The sequence below is a fragment of the Labilibaculum manganireducens genome, from assembly GCF_002843385.1.
GTDB lineage: Bacteria > Bacteroidota > Bacteroidia > Bacteroidales > Marinifilaceae > Labilibaculum > Labilibaculum manganireducens.
The window spans coordinates 1-18473 of sequence record NZ_MVDE01000035.1; the positions used below are offsets into that span (position 1 = coordinate 1).

Annotated in this window: 10 protein-coding genes; 2 read left to right on the forward strand and 8 right to left on the reverse strand. The window is 37.0% G+C overall.

The window, feature by feature from the left end; all coding sequences use genetic code 11:
* The 3 genes from BZG01_RS17340 to BZG01_RS17350 form a co-directional block, all read right to left on the reverse strand.
* The coding region (locus BZG01_RS17340) for a PA14 domain-containing protein (protein ID WP_143470933.1) at positions 1 to 2450 on the reverse strand (2450 nt) is incomplete at its 3' end.
* A gap of 339 nt (positions 2451 to 2789) precedes the next feature.
* Positions 2790 to 7109 carry a choice-of-anchor L domain-containing protein gene (locus tag BZG01_RS17345; protein ID WP_101311109.1) on the reverse strand — a complete coding sequence of 1440 codons (4320 nt, stop codon included), beginning with the start codon at positions 7107 to 7109 and terminating at the stop codon, positions 2790 to 2792.
* 134 nt (positions 7110 to 7243) lie between these two features.
* Complete coding sequence (locus tag BZG01_RS17350) at positions 7244 to 9385, reverse strand: PA14 domain-containing protein (RefSeq protein WP_101311110.1); 2142 nt, start codon at positions 9383 to 9385, stop codon at positions 7244 to 7246.
* Positions 9386 to 9506: 121 nt separating this feature from the next.
* Between BZG01_RS17350 and BZG01_RS17355 the strand changes: the two genes are divergently transcribed.
* The gene (locus tag BZG01_RS17355; RefSeq protein ID WP_101311111.1) at positions 9507 to 10208 is read left to right on the forward strand and encodes a YjjG family noncanonical pyrimidine nucleotidase; all 702 of its coding nucleotides are present in this window, start codon (positions 9507 to 9509) and stop codon (positions 10206 to 10208) included.
* A gap of 1141 nt (positions 10209 to 11349) precedes the next feature.
* On the opposite strand, the gene BZG01_RS17360 is transcribed toward BZG01_RS17355, so the two are convergent.
* Complete coding sequence (locus BZG01_RS17360) at positions 11350 to 12639, reverse strand: asparagine synthetase B (RefSeq protein WP_101311112.1); 1290 nt, start codon at positions 12637 to 12639, stop codon at positions 11350 to 11352.
* Between the two features lie 47 nt (positions 12640 to 12686).
* Entirely contained in the window at positions 12687 to 14219 is a 1533-nt protein-coding gene (dnaB, locus tag BZG01_RS17365; RefSeq protein ID WP_101311113.1) for a replicative DNA helicase, read from the reverse strand.
* Between the two features lie 191 nt (positions 14220 to 14410).
* Between dnaB and ispE the strand changes: the two genes are divergently transcribed.
* Positions 14411 to 15226: a 4-(cytidine 5'-diphospho)-2-C-methyl-D-erythritol kinase gene (ispE, locus tag BZG01_RS17370; RefSeq protein ID WP_101311114.1), complete on the forward strand. Its 816-nt coding sequence runs from the start codon at positions 14411 to 14413 to the stop codon at positions 15224 to 15226.
* 65 nt (positions 15227 to 15291) lie between these two features.
* Here ispE and BZG01_RS17375 read toward each other — a convergent pair whose 3' ends face one another.
* The 3 genes from BZG01_RS17375 to BZG01_RS17385 all read right to left on the reverse strand — a co-directional run bounded on the left by BZG01_RS17375 (position 15292) and on the right by BZG01_RS17385 (position 18435).
* Positions 15292 to 15600, reverse strand: coding sequence for a biotin/lipoyl-containing protein (locus tag BZG01_RS17375; protein ID WP_101311115.1), 309 nt, complete (start codon positions 15598 to 15600; stop codon positions 15292 to 15294).
* Between the two features lie 12 nt (positions 15601 to 15612).
* On the reverse strand, positions 15613 to 17157 hold the full coding sequence (locus BZG01_RS17380; protein WP_101311116.1) for an acyl-CoA carboxylase subunit beta: 1545 nt from the start codon (positions 17155 to 17157) through the stop codon (positions 15613 to 15615).
* Between the two features lie 201 nt (positions 17158 to 17358).
* The gene (locus BZG01_RS17385) at positions 17359 to 18435 is read right to left on the reverse strand and encodes an LptF/LptG family permease (RefSeq protein ID WP_101311117.1); all 1077 of its coding nucleotides are present in this window, start codon (positions 18433 to 18435) and stop codon (positions 17359 to 17361) included.
* Between the last annotated feature and the right edge of the window lie 38 nt (positions 18436 to 18473).

An 18473-nucleotide genomic window follows, 5' to 3' on the forward strand; every position in this document is an offset into this window, starting at 1 on the left:
GTAGTCGGTGCCACAGCGGTTGCTGAACACTCACCAGTTACATCTGCTAGTGTTGGTATTACTGGTGGAGTCGTATCTTCCACAATTACATTAATTTCACAACTGGAAGAATTCCCGTTCACATCAGTAACTGTAAGTGTTACTGGATTTACCCCTAAATCACTACAAGTAAAATTGGTTTTACTTAAAGTTCTTGTAGCAATACCACAAGCATCAGTATAGCCCGGATCAACCTCATCTACCGTAAGATTGTATGAACCTGAAGCAGTCACATCAACAGTAACCGCTTGAATTGCTGTCATGAATTGTCGTGAAATACCAGGCCCTTCCCACTCCAGTTTTATAATCGCGTTACCGCTATGCTCACTATACTCTAATACTATTGGAACCACTTGTCCCGCTGTTAAAGTAATGGTTCCCTCATCAACAACAAGAGCATGTTTAGGCCAATTATCAATAATTAGCTGCCCATCAACCCATAATCTTACACAATCATCCGAGTTTGTATAAAAAGTATAATCTCCCGCCTGAGTTGCCCGAACACTTCCGTAAAACCGAACTGAAAAATCATCTGTTCCAACAAGTGTGGATTCGGGTGCGCCAGAACCCCAACTATAATTTAAAGTATCAACAATTAAGGTTTGTATAAATGTTTGGAAATCGTCTCCTTTGTAATAATCGGCACTCAAAGAAGGGAGTTCCGGTGGTGTATTATCAGTCACAGTTACAACCTGTGTGGTTGTTGCTGTTAAACCTGCATTATCAGTTACTGTCCAAATTACTGTTGTTTCTCCTAATGGGAATGTTGCCGGTGCATCATTGGTTACTGTTGCAACGCCACAGTTATCAGCAGTTGTTGGAGTTCCCAATGCAACTGAACTAGCTGTACATGAATCACCATCTGAATTGGCTGTTACATTAGCTGGTGCAGTGATTGTTGGATCTTCATTATCTATTACTGTTACAACCTGAGCTGATGTATTTGTATTTCCTGCGCCATCAGTCACAGTCCAAGTTACCGTATTGGCTCCCAACACTAAACTAGCGGGACTTACCACAACACTGGAAACACTACAATTATCATTACTGGTTGGCGCAGTTAATTGTGAACTTGCATAAGTGCAAACTCCCGCATCGGCATTTACACTTATTCCGTTTAAGGTTTCTATCGTTGGTGCTTCGTTATCTTCAACAAAAACATTTGCACTACATATTGAGGTATTCCCTGAATTATCTACAACTGTCAGTTCAACAGTATTAGGAGATGATAATGGTAAAGATATATTTTGATTAGGAATACCTGGTCCATTAATTACTATGGTAGCATCAGTACAACCTAAAATCTCTGGTGTAATTGTTGCGCAATCAGAAGCACCCCTCCAAGCATTTGCTGTCTCGACTGTTCCACTTCCACCACTGTTAGGCAAACTAAAAAAACCACCACAATCCAAAGTTCCTTGCAGGGTATTCAACCCTGCTGGAATACCTGAACCTGAGAAGCTTATATCATACCCAAGTGTTACGGTATACCCATAACCAGAATCACAAGTAGTGCCAACAGGATTAACAGAAATAGGCCATACTTTTATATTAACAGAATAACCATTACTTGAGGCTACAACCTGATTAGTAGAAACATCATCACAATTAAAATCTGTCTTTGATAGTGACATTGACGCTATACCACAGTTATCGCTTGATCCATTATCTATTTGTGCTGCTGTAATGCTAGCATTACCACTTGCATCTAACTGAATCGTTATATCTTTACAAACTGCCACAGGATCAATTACATCCTCAACTGTTACTGTACTTTTGTTATCAAGCTCAACACCACATGTAGAAACTAAATTTTCTGCGTATACATTATAAACAGTAGTTACTAACGGATTAACATCAAATGTGATGTTCCCACCGGTTCCTGCGATCGCAGTTCCAACATCACTATCATCACTATCTAAACGTAATTGATAATTAACTCCAGATTCACTGTTAGTAAGAGTTATTGATGCTGTTCCTCCAGGACAAACAGCAGGATTATTAAGTGTAAGACTTTGATCCGGTAAATTACTTACGGTAACAGTCAGATCCATATTAGCAGAAACACACGAACCAGCTGTTTCTTCAAATGCTCGAACCAAATAATCTCCCGCAGTAACATTCCACAATATTCCAATTAAACTTTCACCAGAAACAATAAGCTCACTATACTGAAACCCAGGTGTCACCAAATCCTGATCAATAACAGGAGAACCACCATTGTAAACAGCACCTCCTTCAACAGACCAATAAATTGTAGATCCAGCACTTCCTTCAACCTTATATTGCTTTAACTCACCAGTACACACATCTTCCGCAGGAGATAATACTGTCTGAGCATAAAGATCGACTTTTACCAAAGTAATCAGAATAACCAGTATGAAAATTTTTATGTGTAAAAGTTTCGTCAAGCGTTCTGTTTTGAAGTGGAAATTATATATTAGGCAACAAAATAAATCATTTTTTTCTTATAACTAATCACTGATACGGCAAATGTTAAAAAGTGTTGTGTTTTTTTTATAATAAACAGCTTATTATTTGTTTAATTTTTCAACAACAAGCTGCAAAACACAGATTTAAGCATTGTTTTATGTAACTTATTTTTGTTTAACCTAAAAATATCTTTCATTAATCAAGGTTTTAATGCCACTAGTCTAATTTTATAAAAACAGACGCCCTACACCATTCTTAATCCAATATCTACCACGCACTATTTATTTGCAATTTAAATAACATTGCAATATTAGTATCTATTCGTGATATATTCCCTTAGGGGCAGGTTCAGTCCCTATAATGTAACTTCCAACTTCGGCACATGATTTAGAATCGGTTACTGTAACAGAATAACTACCAGAATTAAGTCCTGTTGCATTGGGTGAATTCAGGCTTCCATCATGACTCCACGAATAATTATAAAGGGGACTGGAACCAAAAGGTGTTCCTCCTGATACATCTACATTTAATAAACCATTACTTCCATCTGAACAAAGATTGCTTGATGGGTTAAGAGACACAACCGGATGTGGATTTACTAACACCCCAGATATATACTCAGTATTTTTACAACCATTTGATTTTGTAACTGTTAATGAAAAATCTTTAGCACTTAGAACCGCAGTATTATAAATTGCAGTTGTATTCGCAGAAGTTGGGCTGGCAATACCTGCAACAGGCGTCCATGAATAGATATCACCTCCACTGCTATTTAAAATAGTTGAAGCTAAATTAATCACCTCTCCACTACAATATTCTGTTTTATCTGAAGCGATCGTAAAATGTGAATTTTCATTCACCGTAAGAACCATAAAATCGGTATCAATACAGGAAGCCGAAGCTGATGATGACTCTTTAACAGTTAATGTATATGTATATGTTCCAAAAGGAATAGTATTTGCTACAGTAGGGTTTGAAGAATTTACATTACTTAAATACGTTAATCCAGATGCAGGAGAACAAGACCATTCGTAATAAATACCTCCACTCCCATTTAACTGAACAGTTGCACCTTCGCAAATTTGTTTAGATGGTCCTGCTTCCGCAGCTATAGGAGTTACCGATGGAATAGTCACATCAAAATCTTCAGAACGGCAAGCAAATCTATCTTGAACCGTAACGGTATAAACTGTTCCTACCGTCGGATTATTTAGTGTAAAAACATTGTCATCCTGAAAAGCTCCTCCATCTATACTATATTGATAATCTGACGGATCTAAACCATTCTTCAAATCAACTGTTATTGTAGCAACAGGTGTAGCTCCCATACAAGAAACCAAACTTGTTGGAGAAGCTTCTATTTCAGGTACATCAATAATAGTCACAACCTTTTCATAGTAATCCGGTGCTGAACAGGGACAACTTTTTAGAAAAGAGAGACGCAACTCTTCATCGCCTTCAATTCCCGTATCAGATAATGCTTTGTAGTAATAAACAACCTCAGCAATTCCTGCAGGTATAGTAACCGAACTTGGCAACTTACCATCTCCAATCTGATTTCCCAACTGATCTACATAAATATAATCAACACCATTTTCGGCAGTTCCTGAAATATTTAAATCAAATTTCATTTCTCCATCTAAATTCTCTAACCGAACAAATTTGATATAACTATTACTACAACCTTCATACATAATATCAACATCATTCTCAATGCCTATTCCATTTTGAATCACAACTTCGTTAGATTTAAAACTTTCAGCCTCAAGAAATACTGCAGAATTATATTTATCATCCGCAACATCTGCAATTATCAATCGGATATGATAGGTTTGACAAGGAAGAACATCGGCATTAGCGGTCAATACAGTAGTCCGTCCATCAAACTGGGTTGCAAATCCTCCTGTTCCATCAACGTAATAAGTTGAACTACCACAACCACTATTATTAACATTGTTAATTGATACAAAATTCGAACTCCCTGGGAGTAAGGCAATATTCTTTCCTCCATTTAAAAATGGCCCTGAAATTCCCGGTCCACTTATAATAAATCCAAAAACGTCATTGTATGATCCGCAGGCATATTCCGGATATTCCTCAGAAGCAAATATATACCTGAACTCAAGCTTATCTCCAGCTGGAATAAAATCAAATTCCAAAATCTGAACATCATTTGGGCTACCAGTCAATCTGGTAACATCTGCATCAACGGTTGCACCTCCAATATTTGAACTTACACCAGTACTATTATTTGGGCCTTCAGCAGACTGAACATTTCCTGTTGAAAGTATAATTCCGGATGAAAGAGGAAAATCTGAAGTTCCTGCATTAAAATATCCTATTCCTCGATTAACATCCCCTCCGTATGTTACATTATCAGCAATCAAACAACCATTCACTAAAACATTCTGAACTAACTCATTAGGAGAATAGCCATTTTCAGGACTTTGTCGGTCAACCTGTATGGGATCAGTCGAAGGCAGATCATCATCAACAATAGTAATCATCACCATCTGAGTCCCATTTTCTGTTCCTCCTGTAACATTAGAAATACTAACATTCAAACTTTCATTCCCTTCAACGTCTGAATCATCAACTGCACTTAAGGTTACACTGCCTGTTAAATTCCCCTTCAGTATTTTAATCTGAGGTTTAGATATTGAATAATCTGAAGCTGAAGCAACACCAGACATAGCGAGATCAACCAAAACATCAGTAGAAGCAACTCCATTTAATGTGGCTGTAAGAAAGGCCTTTCCACCATTCTCATTGATTGAATTTACATCAACGGACAGACTAACCTCAGGTATAAAAGCCTGAACAGTCACTTTTACATTAAAGCCTGTAGAATTTCCACCAACATCTTCAACTGTAAGCACTACAGTATTAACTCCAATATCTGCACTTGAGAAACTTGATTTACTCAGACTTCTAGACGTCACCCCACAGGCATCAATAAAACCCGGATCTACGTCTATTGCATTTAGAGTGGCTGCACCCGATTCATTAAGTATTAATGTAATTTCGACAGTTGTATGATCAGCAATAGATGATTTAGAGAACACCTGCCGGGCTATTTCAGCATCAGTGGACGCCCATTCTAGTTCAATAACTGCTCCCCCTCCATTTTCAAAATATTCCAGAGTGATTGTATGTTCTCCTTTGGATAAATTCTTAGTACCACTATTAACGGTTGGCCCATGATTTGTCCAGTTATTAATAACATTCGAACCATCAATAACTAAACGCACTCCATCATCTGAATTTGTATAAAAAGTATAATCTCCAGTTTCAGGAACAACAAAACTTCCACTATAGCGAATTGAAAAATTATCATTTCCAAGAAGAGCTGTATTTGGCGAGCCATTACCCCAATTGGTATTAATCTCTGTCACAGATTCTGAGTACTTCAGTTCATCAAAAGCTACTCCATTATAATATTCTGCAATTAAATTCAATAAGGATGGAGCTAGATTATCTTCAATTGTAACATTCGCAGTACAATTTGATTGATTCCCATCTTCATCTTCAACAGTAAGGGTCACCGCATTAACACCTATGTTCGAACAATCAAAAGTACTTTTATCCAAGCTAAATAGTAAATCGGCACTGGCTGTCTCAGCATCATTACTTCCATTATTTATATTTGCTGGAGTTATATTTGCATTTCCAGAGGCATCAAGCTGAACTGTGTAATTTTTACATATTGCAATCGGGCTGGCTCCGCTCGCAATTACATTCAAGGTGTAGTCTTCCAATTCTCCCCAAGTTGTATTCTCGCATGGTGTAGCTGTATCCAAATAATTAACTCTTATTCGCATTGTTGTAGTTCCAACCACGGCACCAAAAGGCGGAGTAACTATTACGGTAAAAACATCATCACCACTTTCCGATGCAATGGTCTCTCCTGCATCTTCAAAATCGCCATCTTGATTCCAATCCACCCAAACCCCATATGTATCATTATCATAACGACCATTGGTGACCGTCAACAAATTATCAGTCCCAATTTTAACATCGGTCGACTGAGAGTTTGTATAATCGCTGTACCCATCAGAACCACTATTATTATTAATATCACCAATAAGCACGTTACTAATATATTCATTATTTCCCCATTGGTAGTTAGACACAGATGGTATACAAAATGCCTCACTTTCATCGATAACCAAAATTTCGGACACCCAACCTGAATTAGTCGACCATTTATTATCAGAAACAAAAGAAAATGTAATTGAATTCCCACTAGAGGTAATTATTGAAGGCAGATTATATCCGCAATAAGTACCAATCTGAGTGGAACCAGTACTGTTTCCATCATGAGCACTTAAAGCATCCTTATTACAATTCCAGCTTTGTTCAACTGCAAAATTTGTGAAAACTACACGAATAACAGTACCTGGTGCTGAACTAAAAATAATAACACCAGATTCATTTCTTCCATAATTAGAAGTAGCCCCTCCACTATCAACAAAGCGATCTCCAGTCACTACATTCACAGTTGTAGTCCCTGAGGTTGGCATTACACGATCTGTTTGAGCATTAACTTCTATAGAAATACCTGTAAAAAGAAAAATAGCATACAGTATCCGAAGTAACAATGAGGCAAAAGAAGAATTAAGAGTAGAATCTTTCATAGGCTAATTTTCAGAAATATCTGGCAAATAAATAGTCGAGCTCAAAAATAATTAATTATTCTTAATTGCTATGGCTTACGTAAAAAAAGAAATTTTGTTTAATTTTTCGTAAAAACCAAATTCCCCCTATCAACTTACTCATGATAAATGCCTTCTGGATTTGGACTTTGATAAATTACAACAATCGCCGTATTTGTTAAGTTCGCTTCACACACAGCACTCACTGCTTTAATGTTGATCAAATTATCCCCAACAGAAAAACCTAATGTAGGTATATTCATACTAACATCAGCACCATTACCTGTAACAGAACTCCCAATTTGAACTCCTCCTTTATAGGCGGAATACACAACACCACTTTCGCTTCCTTGTATAGTAAGTTGCGCACCATCACCAATACACTTCGTATCGCCAACAACAGGTAAGCTAATATCCGGTACACCAGTCACTATAACGTCTATTATACATTCCGAGGAATTGCCATTAACATCAACCACCGTAAAAGTTACTGAATTACTTCCAGCATCATCACAAGTAAAAACACTCTTACTCAAACTTCTGGAAGCTATACCACATTCATCTGAATAACCAGGATCAACCTCATCTGCGGTTAAATTATACAAGCCACCGGCTGCACTAAGATCCAATGTAATATCCTGACAAGTTCCAGTACTATTACTTTTTACAAATTGTCGGGAAACACCTGGCCCCTGCCACTCCAATTTAATAACTGCTCCTCCACCTTGTTCATAAAACTCGAGCACGATTGGAACAATTTGTCCTGCAGATAAAGATATAGTTCCTGTATTAACAGTAGGGCTATGGTTTGTCCAATTATTAATAACCTGCTGACCCGCAACCCAAAGTCGCACACCATCATCAGAAGTAGTATAAAATGTATAAGTTCCTGCCTGAACAGCTTGAATATTACCTTGAAAGCGAATCGAAAAATTATCATTTCCTACCAACGAAGATTCTGGTGCACCAGATCCCCATGAATAATTTATTTCATCAACGGGCAAAGTTTCCATGAACGTATCGAAATTTTTCCCATCATAATAATCTGCCTGCAATTGTGAGATTTTTGGAGGAGTAACATCAACAACTGTAACATTAAAACTATGTGTTGCTGTATTGCCCGCATTATCTGTCGCAGTAAATGTATTAACTGTAGTCCCTACCGGAAACAATGCCCCAGATGGCAAACCACCCGTCTGAGTGACTAAAGCACCTTCAAATTCAACAACATAACGCTTCCAGTAAGTATCAGGAAGGTCATTCCATTCTCCATTATCATACATTTGAGTATAATCTTCATTTCCTGAATTATTTGGTTCTCCCCCTCTCCAATTCAAGTAAGTTACAGGCTCCCCGTTTCCCCATACAAATATTCCTTCAGTTGCAGCATCAGTCAAACCAATCCAAATATCTCCAACTTTACTATCTATAAAATCATTCTCAGCTTGACTGGTAATTGTAACTAAATGCCCTCCGCTGTTAATGGCATTTTGTATTGCTGTAGTGGCATTTTCACTAGCATTTGAATAGTAATAAGTATGATTATACAGTTCTCCCAAATAGGTGAATCCAGGAAGAGTTCCCGAAAAAGCAGGAAAATTATCAGTAGCTTGAGGAATATCATAATTAACAATCTCACCACAATCACTTCCCGATGCATTAACTGTAATATTTGGTTGAGGATTATGAAAAACGGGAGCCTCTGTGTCCGGAGTCAATAGCGCACCCTTAATTTTTAAGTTATCCAGATACACATACCTACTATTACTAACATTAGACGTAATCCTAATTTTCACACTGGAATTGTTATCAAATCCACTACTCAAAGAATATGATACTTGTTCCCATTGATTATATTGACAATTTTGAGTATACAAAGTTCCACCATAGCCAGCACCACTATCTGCTGAAAGTAACCATTGATGAGTTTTATTGGTATTCCCATACCAATAACCACCATCCCACTCCACTTTAATATCCTTATAACCAACTGTTGAAATACTTAATTCAAGCCTTTGTCCATCAACATCAGTATAAAGAGAAGACTTAGAATTCCCATAATTAGCCGAAAAATATAGATTACCATCCGTACTAAGATTTGGAGCACCAATAGCACCTGATTCCGCACTCAAATCTCCATTTGCAGTAAACCGATATTCAGCCAAAGTAACTTCTTGTGCACTAAGTCCTGCACTTGTACATAAATAAATAATAAAAAGTATTGAGAATTTAATAAAGAGTATTTTTGTAGAGTACATATTTTACAGTTAAAGACAGATGGTAAACTCATTTTGGGACTAAAAACTTAAGCATAGTACGCAAAACTACCACTTTTGTTTACTTTTATCCTGTAAAATACAGAATCAACCACCTACTGCAATGACAAATTTAAAGTACCAACATATTTTTTTCGACCTTGACCGCACCCTTTGGGATTTCAATAAAAATTCCGAGGCAAGCCTAAATCTGCTCTTTAGGGATTACCAATTGCAATCAATATTTGGAAGTTTCCTGTTTTTCAAATCACGATATGAATATCATAACGGCAAATTGTGGAATGCCTATTATCAAAACAGAATAAAAAAAGAGGATTTGATGTACCGAAGATTTTACCTTACATTAAAAGAAGCAGGACTTGATGATTTGGTTTTGGCAAAAGAGATTGCAAATGATTTTATCGAAATTAGTCCTTTACAAACGGCTACCTTCCCAAATACGCATCAGATTCTTGAATATTTAAAAAACAAAGGATACCAATTGTATATTATCACCAATGGTTTTATTGAAGTTCAGGCTAAGAAACTAAAAAATTCAAAACTAGACAGCTATTTCATGGAAGTAATAACTTCGGAAGATGCTGGTGCCAATAAACCAACTCAGCAAATATTTGAATATGCATTTAAGATGGCCGGCGCTTGTGCAAAGAACAGCATAATGATCGGGGATGATCTTTCTACAGACATTGCCGGTGCAAAAAAAGTCCAAATGGATCAAATTTATTTTAACCCACACAAAATCAATCACAAAGACGAGCCAACATTCGAGATCAATGATTTATCAGAAATCAAAAGGATACTGTAATATGCTAACCAACATATTTGCATTACAATCTGCAATCAAATTTTAATGTTCTTAAACAATTCACAATAAAAAAGACCCATTAACAGATCAATAGTAAGCAAATATCATTTATATTTGCAGAGGTAATCAGCAAAACCTGATATACAAACAAGTTTTGCTGCCAACATCGGTTTGTACTGTGACATTCATAAATACTTCTAAAGGGTTAGTGAAGTTACTAAGGTTAATAGATTACAAATGGTTAATAATATATTGAAACTGGTATATAACCAATGTTGGAATATGAAGGCTGCGTTTAGGGGACGCAGCCTTTTCTTTTGCCCTAAATTCTGTAAAAAGTGTCAAGGGACAAGGAGAAAACAAGTACCACGGAGAAAGTTTAAAGAAAATAAAAGTAAAACCTAGGGACTAGTACCAAGAATAACGGACTACGGAGTAGCACAAAATACCTTCCACCACAGAGGACACAAAGGAACACAGAGAAAGAAAACAAACCAAAGGACAAGGAATATGAGTCGAAAACATTTGATTTTTGGACCTTTCAACTTTTCGACTATTTGACCTTTCGAGACTTTTCGACTCTCTTTACGTTTTACGTTTCTTCTTTTTAGCAGCAGGAAATAGTACATTATTTAGTATTAAGCGGTAACCGGCCGAATTCTGAGAAAGTTTAAAGAAAATAAAAGTAAAACCTAGGTACTAGTACCAAGAATAACAGACTACCGAGTAGCACAAAATACCTTCCACCACAGAGGACACAAAGGAACACAGAGAAAGAAAACAAACCAAAGGACAAGGAATATGAGTCGAAAACATTTGATTTTTGGACCTTTCAACTTTTCGACTCTCTTTACGTTTTACGTTTCTTCTTTTTAGCAGCAGGAAATAGTACATTATTTAGTATTAAGCGGTAACCGGCCGAATTCTGAGAAAGTTTAAAGAAAATAAAAGTAAAACCTAGGTACTAGTACCAAGAATAACAGACTACCGAGTAGCACAAAATACCTTCCACCACAGAGGACACAAAGGAACACAGAGAAAGAAAACAAACCAAAGGACAAGGAACATGAGTCGAAAACATTTGATTTTTGAACCTTTCGACTATTTGACCATTTGACCTTTCGAGACTTTTCGACTCTCTTTACGTTTTGCGCTTCTTCTTCTTTGCTGCGGGAAACAAAACATTATTCAGTATTAGGCGGTAACCAGCCGAATTCTTTTTTAAATTAAGGTCAGTAGGCGGATCCCCAACTAAATGCTGGTAATCTTCAGGATCGTGCCCCCCATAAAAAGTCCAGGTTCCTTTCCCAAAATTTCCATGAATGTATCGCGCCTCACCAGCAGCTTTATTCTCTCCCATTATAAGTACACTTGGTTTTATCAACTCCAACTTAAAAGCAGTGGTTTGTCCCATAAAACCTTTTATCAAATTCTTATGATTCTGACACAACATGGTTGGTACCGGATCCCATTTTGCAGAAAACTCAAACAAAGAAAAATAATCCTCATCCAGCTTTAGTTTTCTGGTTAAGGTCACGTCAATATCCGAAAACTCATATACATTAGGATTTTTTTCAAGCGTAAAATTCTGAAAGGCAAATGTCTTTGAAAAATCCAGTTGAGACTGAACATCCGGCTCAATAGGATCTCCATCGAACACAGCATCACAAATATCATGTTTTCCCGAGGCCAGTGCTATATCAAAAGTATCAGTGGCAGAACACATTGCAAATAAAAATCCACCAGTCTCAACGAAATTTCTTATTTTAACAGATATTGCTTTTTTTAAATCGGAAACTTTCGAGAAACCATATCGGTTAGCCATCTCCATATTGGACTGTACCTCATCTTTATACCATTTCATATTTCGGTATGAGGTATAAAATTTACCAAACTGCCCTGTAAAATCTTCATGATGCAAATGCAGCCAATCATATTTCGACAGTTTCCCGGTCATCACCTCATCATCATAAATAATATCGTAAGGAATTTCGGCGTAGCTAAGTGCCAGGGTTACTGCATCATCCCAAGGTTTTTTCCCCTTTGGCGAATAAACTGCAATCAAAGGCGGTTTTTCCAACTTAACGGCATCCATATTCAACTCATCGCTCGCAATCTCAGTCAATATTTGCTGAGCAGAAACATCGCTGAGAACAGAAAAACTGACACCTCGAATCTGACACTCATCCTGAATTTCTTTCTGGAAAGGAAGCAAAAAAGATCCTCCTCGATAATTTAGCAACCAATGAATCTGATAATCCTTTTCCAGAGTCCAAAAAGCAATACCATAGGCTTTAAGATGATTCTTCTGAGTATCATCCATCTGAATTAATAAACTTGCAGAAAAGGATGTATATGCAGATAAGGCGAAAAACAGTAAAATAACTATTTTTCGAAAAAATATTTTCTGGAACAATCTATCTTCTATCATAAAAACAAAATAACACATTCTATTTGAGAAGACGTTTCATAAGGTCATTAAAATGGTGCAGCATCATCAAAATCGCTGCCCCCACCAAATCCTGCACTAAAATCATCAAAGCCGGAAGATTCCTGATTCATGCTGGAACTGAATGTTTTCACATCCTCTAAACCCGGCGTAGCAAATGGGTTTAATGATTCACCTTCCAAATCGGTAAATCGGGCCAACTGGTTACGGAAACGAAGCTGTATTTCTCCGACAGCACCATTACGGTGTTTCGCAATAATAATATCTGCAATACCAATTAATGAATTTCCTTCAGCATCCTCAGTTATTCCATATCTTTCCGGACGGTGAATAAACAACACCATATCGGCATCCTGCTCAATTGCACCCGATTCACGCAAATCGGAAAGCATTGGTTTTTTTGCATCCCCTGTTCTTTGTTCAACACCACGATTCAACTGAGAAAGAGCAATTACCGGAACGTTTAATTCCTTTGCGATGATCTTTAATTGCCGTGATATTAAACTCACCTCCTGCTCACGATTGCCACGCATATCAGAACCAGCTGTCATCAACTGCAAATAGTCAATCACAATACAACTAATATCATGTTTCGCCTTTAAACGGCGACATTTGGATCGCAGCTCATAAATTGACAAACCAGGTGTGTCATCCACATATATTGGGGCTTCAACCAGATCTTTAATTTTAACATGTAATTGTTCCCATTCAAAATCTTCCAAACGCCCGCTTCTCAACTTTTCAGAACCTAATTCTGTTTCGCTTGATATTAAACGTTTCACCAACTGATCACCACCCATCTCGAGTGAGAAAATGGCTATTGGTGCTTTGTGGTCAACCGCCATATTCCGGGCCATCGACAACACGAATGCTGTTTTTCCCATAGAAGGACGAGCCGCAATAATTACCAAATCAGATTTTTGCCATCCCGATGTAATTCTATCCAATGCAGTAAAACCGGAAGGGACACCACTTAAACCATCGGTTCGTTTCCCCGCTTCCACAATTTGGTTGATTACCTCATCAGCCAGTGGACGAATATGCGAGGATTCTTTTTTGATATTTCCCTCTGCAATCTCAAAAACATCTTGCTGTGCCCTGTCCAGCAAATCAGCAACATCAACACTCTCATCAAAAGCCTGAGTCTGAATTTCGGATGAAACCCGAATTAATTCGCGCTGAATAAACTTTTGAGCAATAATACGTGCATGAAATTCGATGTGAGCTGCCGATGCAACCCTATTTGTAAGTTGGGTAATGTAAAAAGGCCCACCCACAGCATCTAAATTGCCATGTCGTTTTAACTCTTCAGTAACCGTTAGGATATCAACAGGTTCCTCGTTAATTGAAAGTGATAGTATAGCTTTGTATATTTTTTGGTGAGCATCCTTGTAAAAGGAATCAGCATTTAAAATATCCCCAACCGAAATCATTGCATCTTTTTCAAGCATCAATGCTCCCAGAACAGCTTCCTCAAGCTCTAATGCCTGCGGAGGAACTTTCCCATAATCAAGATCTACTTTGTTCTTCGGTTGATTGTTATATTTATTTGCCCCAGCCATAAAATATTAAATTCTAACAGTTTACTTTTCCTTTAAAATCAGCACACTAAGCACTTTTTCAAGCTCAAAAAAAGTTCTAAAAAAAATATAGAATGCAGTGTCAAAGATAGAAAATAAAAATACTACAAATTGATTTTTTTTGCTCTTATAAATCAAGTATTTTTACCATTCAATCATAAAACTTATTACTTGTGCTTCGCTTCCCAAATGCTAAAATCAATATCGGCTTAAATATCGTTGAAAAAAGATCTGACGGATTTCACAACATAGAAACTATATTTTACCCCATTCCTCTTACAGATGGTTTGGAAATTGCCGATTCGAACAAAGAAACAATCTACAACTTCAGTTCATCAGGCATTCCTATAAAAATAGACGATAAGGATAACATTGTCTGCAAAGCATTTGACTTGCTTTACAGGAAATGCAATATCCCTTCAACCAATATTCATCTGCACAAAAATATTCCATTTGGTGCAGGATTAGGAGGAGGATCATCGGATGCCGCCTTCATGATTAAGATGCTAAATGAGAAATATAAGCTAGAACTTTCATTTGATGAAATGAAAAATCTGGCAGGACAACTTGGCAGCGACTGTCCTTTTTTTATTGCCAACAAACCTGTTTTTGCAGAAGGGAAAGGAGATATTTTCTCAGAGATACATATTGACCTTTCCGGGTATTACATACTTCTGGTAAAGCCAAACATCCACATCAGCACACCCGAAGCCTATTCGAGAGTTGCACCTTCGCAACCCAACAAATCATTAAAAGAACTTATAACTGAACCCATCCAAAACTGGAAAAACTTAATTTTTAATGATTTTGAAAACAGCATATTTCCAAATCATCCCAAATTAGGAAACATTAAAAATGATTTATACAACATGGGCGCAGTTTATGCTTCAATGTCGGGCAGTGGCTCTTCATTATTCGGAATTTTTAAAGATGAACCCGAGTGCCCTGAAATATGGAGTGAATGTTTCTGCTGGAAAAGCAGACTGTAAAAACCTTAAAACAGAATGAGCCTGTTCATAACGAACAGGCTCATTTTTATTTCAGTTCAGAAAGATTACTCAATTTCCACCATTAATAATCTGTTGGGAACCTTTTCTCCTTCAGTTACATAAACCTTGGCAATTTTACCATCAAAAGGCATTTTAATCTGATTCTTCATCTTCATAGCTTCAAGAATCATCAGGTTTTCACCTTCTTTAACTTCCTGCCCTTCTTTAACTAAAATCTCAACAATTGTACCTGGAATGAATGAATTAATATGCTTCGGATTAGGTCTAACCCAAGGCTTTCTATTCTCAAACTTTTTGGTTAGTTCTGTTGTATAAACAGTACCATCAACGTTGAATTCTTTTAAATTTCCCATGTCGAATACTTTTTAGAATGGAGGAATACCGTGTTTTTTCGCAGGTCTGCTATCAACTTTGTTACTTGAAACCTCAATTGAATGCAACAACATGTTACGTGTTTCCTGTGGTTCAATAACTGTATCGATATAACCTTTAGCTGCCGCAACATAAGGATTAGCAAACTTCTCTCTGTATTCAGCTACTTTTTCTTTTCTCATAGCTTCAGGATCGGCTGCTGCCATAATCTCCTTTTTAAAGATAATGTTAGCGGCTCCATCAGGTCCCATAACAGCAATTTCGGCATTTGGCCATGCGAACATGAAATCAGCCTTCATATGGCGGGAGTTCATTGCAATATAACCTCCACCGTAGGCTTTACGGATGATTACAGTAATTTTAGGTACTGTAGCTTCACTGTACGCATAAAGAATCTTAGCTCCGTGACGAATAACACCCATATGCTCTTGATCTACACCTGGTAAATAACCCGGCATATCTTCAAGGGTAACAATTGGAATATTAAAAGCATTACAGTAACGAATAAAACGTGCTGCCTTATCTGATGAATCACAATCCAATACACCCGCCAGCACTAATGGCTGATTAGCAACAAAACCAACCGTTTCACCATTCATTCTACCAAAACCAACTACAATGTTTCGTGCAAAATTCTCCATACTTTCGAAGAAATCAGAATCATCGACAACAGATTTGATTACGTTTCGGATATCATATGGCTGAGTAGGATCAGAAGGAACAATTTCTTCAATTTTGTATTCTGGTCTTGGTGGCTTAGGAGGAAATGCCTTAGCTTTTTTAGTATTATTCCATGGAATGAAAGTTAACAGCTTCTTAATTTGTTCGAAGCATTCGTATTCGCTAAGAGCATAAAAATGAGCATTACCAGTTATTTCGCTATGAACTTTAGCACCACCCAGTTCTTCCATCGTGATTTCCTCACCCAAAACTGTTTTTATTACCTCAGGACCAGTAATGAACATTTTAGAAATGTTCTCTACCACAAACACAAAATCGGTAAGTGCAGGAGAATAAACAGCTCCTCCGGCACAAGGACCAAGAATTATTGACAATTGAGGAATTACTCCGGATGCAAGAGTGTTTCGGAAAAAGATTTCACCATATCCTGCCAGTGAATTAACACCTTCCTGAATACGGGCTCCCCCCGAATCATTAATACCAATCAATGGCACACGCATTTTTAATGCATGATCCATGATTTTCGTAATTTTACGTGCATGCATCAGACCTAGAGAACCTCCGGCTACGGTAAAATCCTGTGCGAAAATACACACCGGCTCACCATAAATAGTACCGGTACCAATGATAACACCATCACCGTGAAGTTCTTTCTTTTCCATACCAAAGTCGCGAGCTTCGTGCTCAACAAACATATCGTATTCATGAAAAGAATCTTCATCTAAAATAGATGTTACTCTTTCTCTGGCAGTCAATTTCCCCATCGCAACTTGCTTCTGAATGGCTTTTTCACCGCCACCTTGAAGCACTTTTTCTTTTCTCTTTCTAAGATCAAGAATGTTTCGTTTCAATGACATAATTTGTACATTTAGTTAGAAAATATATACTTTCATATATATGTTGAATTTCATCAGTTCATGAAATTCCAAGATACAACATTACTAAATTTTAGGGTAGAAAAAAACTCTACTCAACTCCACCCCATATTTAGCCACATATAAAATAAGCTCTTTAGCTTGATAATCAAATCAATTCACAAAAAACTATTTAGATTTTTTCTATTTTGGCGCGATTCGATACAAATATACCGCTATGAATGAAAAAACAATATTAGGCAACCAAACAGCAAGTATTGGATTCATACTTCCGTTTGTTGCAAATACGATAGATATCTGCATAAAAAGTATAAATGAAAAACTTAACAGCAGTCCAATCCCTAAATGCAAACCCATTCCTCCACGAATTTTGCGTGATGCAAGTGATACACCAATAAGCGTAAGAATAAAAGTCGAAAACGGATTCGCCATTCTCTTGTATTTCTCAATCTTATAAGCTTCAATATTGCTGTCACCACGCATGGACTGTTGTTCAATGTATGCGTTCAATTGAGGCAAATTCATTGCCTCAACAATATTTTTTTTAGAGCCAAACTCTTCCGGTCCAAAATTAAAAGTTGTATCCTTCGTCCTTCCGTTTTCAAATGACTCTTTATCCCCATCTATTCTTCGAATAAAATAATCATTTATAGTCCATTTATTTTTCTCCTTACTCCACCGAATCGATCTGGATGTCAACTTAGAGACCAGCTCCTTTCCTTCGAATTTCTCCAACGCGAACTTATATCCTGTATTACTGGCTGTTTCGTAATTAATCATGTAAATAAAGACACCCGGCTCTATTTGCCTGTGAATATTACGTTCGTTATTTCTGAATTGCTTACTGATATAGGTCGCTGTAAAATTCAGCCTTTTTTGATTCGCTGGAGGAATTATATAATTACTTAGAAGAAACGAAAATATTCCAATAATTAGTGCTGAAATAAAGTAAGGATACATCAATCTGCGAAAGCTTACCCCACTGCTTAAAATGGCAATTATTTCAGTATCATAAGCCATTTTAGAGGTAAAGTAAATTACGGCAATAAAAGTAAACAACGCACTAAAAAGATTGGCGAAATAGGGAATGAAATTTAAATAATAATCGAAGATGATTGCCCTTAGAGGAGCTTCCTTATCGATGTATTCATCGATATGTTCCGAAAAATCGAAAATAACCGAAATACTTATTATCAGAACAATAGCGAAAAAGAAAGTTCCCAAAAACTTTCGGATAATGTATAAATCTAATTTTCTCAAAACCTGAATTTTAAATTCCTTATTTCCCGAAAATTGCA

What these genes read in the sequence shown, in the direction of transcription:
- BZG01_RS17345 (WP_101311109.1), bottom strand. Translation starts at nt 7,109, where the DNA reads ATGAAAGATTCTACTCTTAATTCTTCTTTTGCCTCATTGTTACTTCGG.
- BZG01_RS17350 (WP_101311110.1), bottom strand. Translation starts at nt 9,385, where the DNA reads ATGTACTCTACAAAAATACTCTTTATTAAATTCTCAATACTTTTTATT.
- BZG01_RS17355 (WP_101311111.1), top strand. Translation starts at nt 9,507, where the DNA reads ATGACAAATTTAAAGTACCAACATATTTTTTTCGACCTTGACCGCACC.
- BZG01_RS17360 (WP_101311112.1), bottom strand. Translation starts at nt 12,639, where the DNA reads ATGATAGAAGATAGATTGTTCCAGAAAATATTTTTTCGAAAAATAGTT.
- dnaB (WP_101311113.1), bottom strand. Translation starts at nt 14,219, where the DNA reads ATGGCTGGGGCAAATAAATATAACAATCAACCGAAGAACAAAGTAGAT.
- BZG01_RS17375 (WP_101311115.1), bottom strand. Translation starts at nt 15,600, where the DNA reads ATGGGAAATTTAAAAGAATTCAACGTTGATGGTACTGTTTATACAACA.
- BZG01_RS17380 (WP_101311116.1), bottom strand. Translation starts at nt 17,157, where the DNA reads ATGTCATTGAAACGAAACATTCTTGATCTTAGAAAGAGAAAAGAAAAA.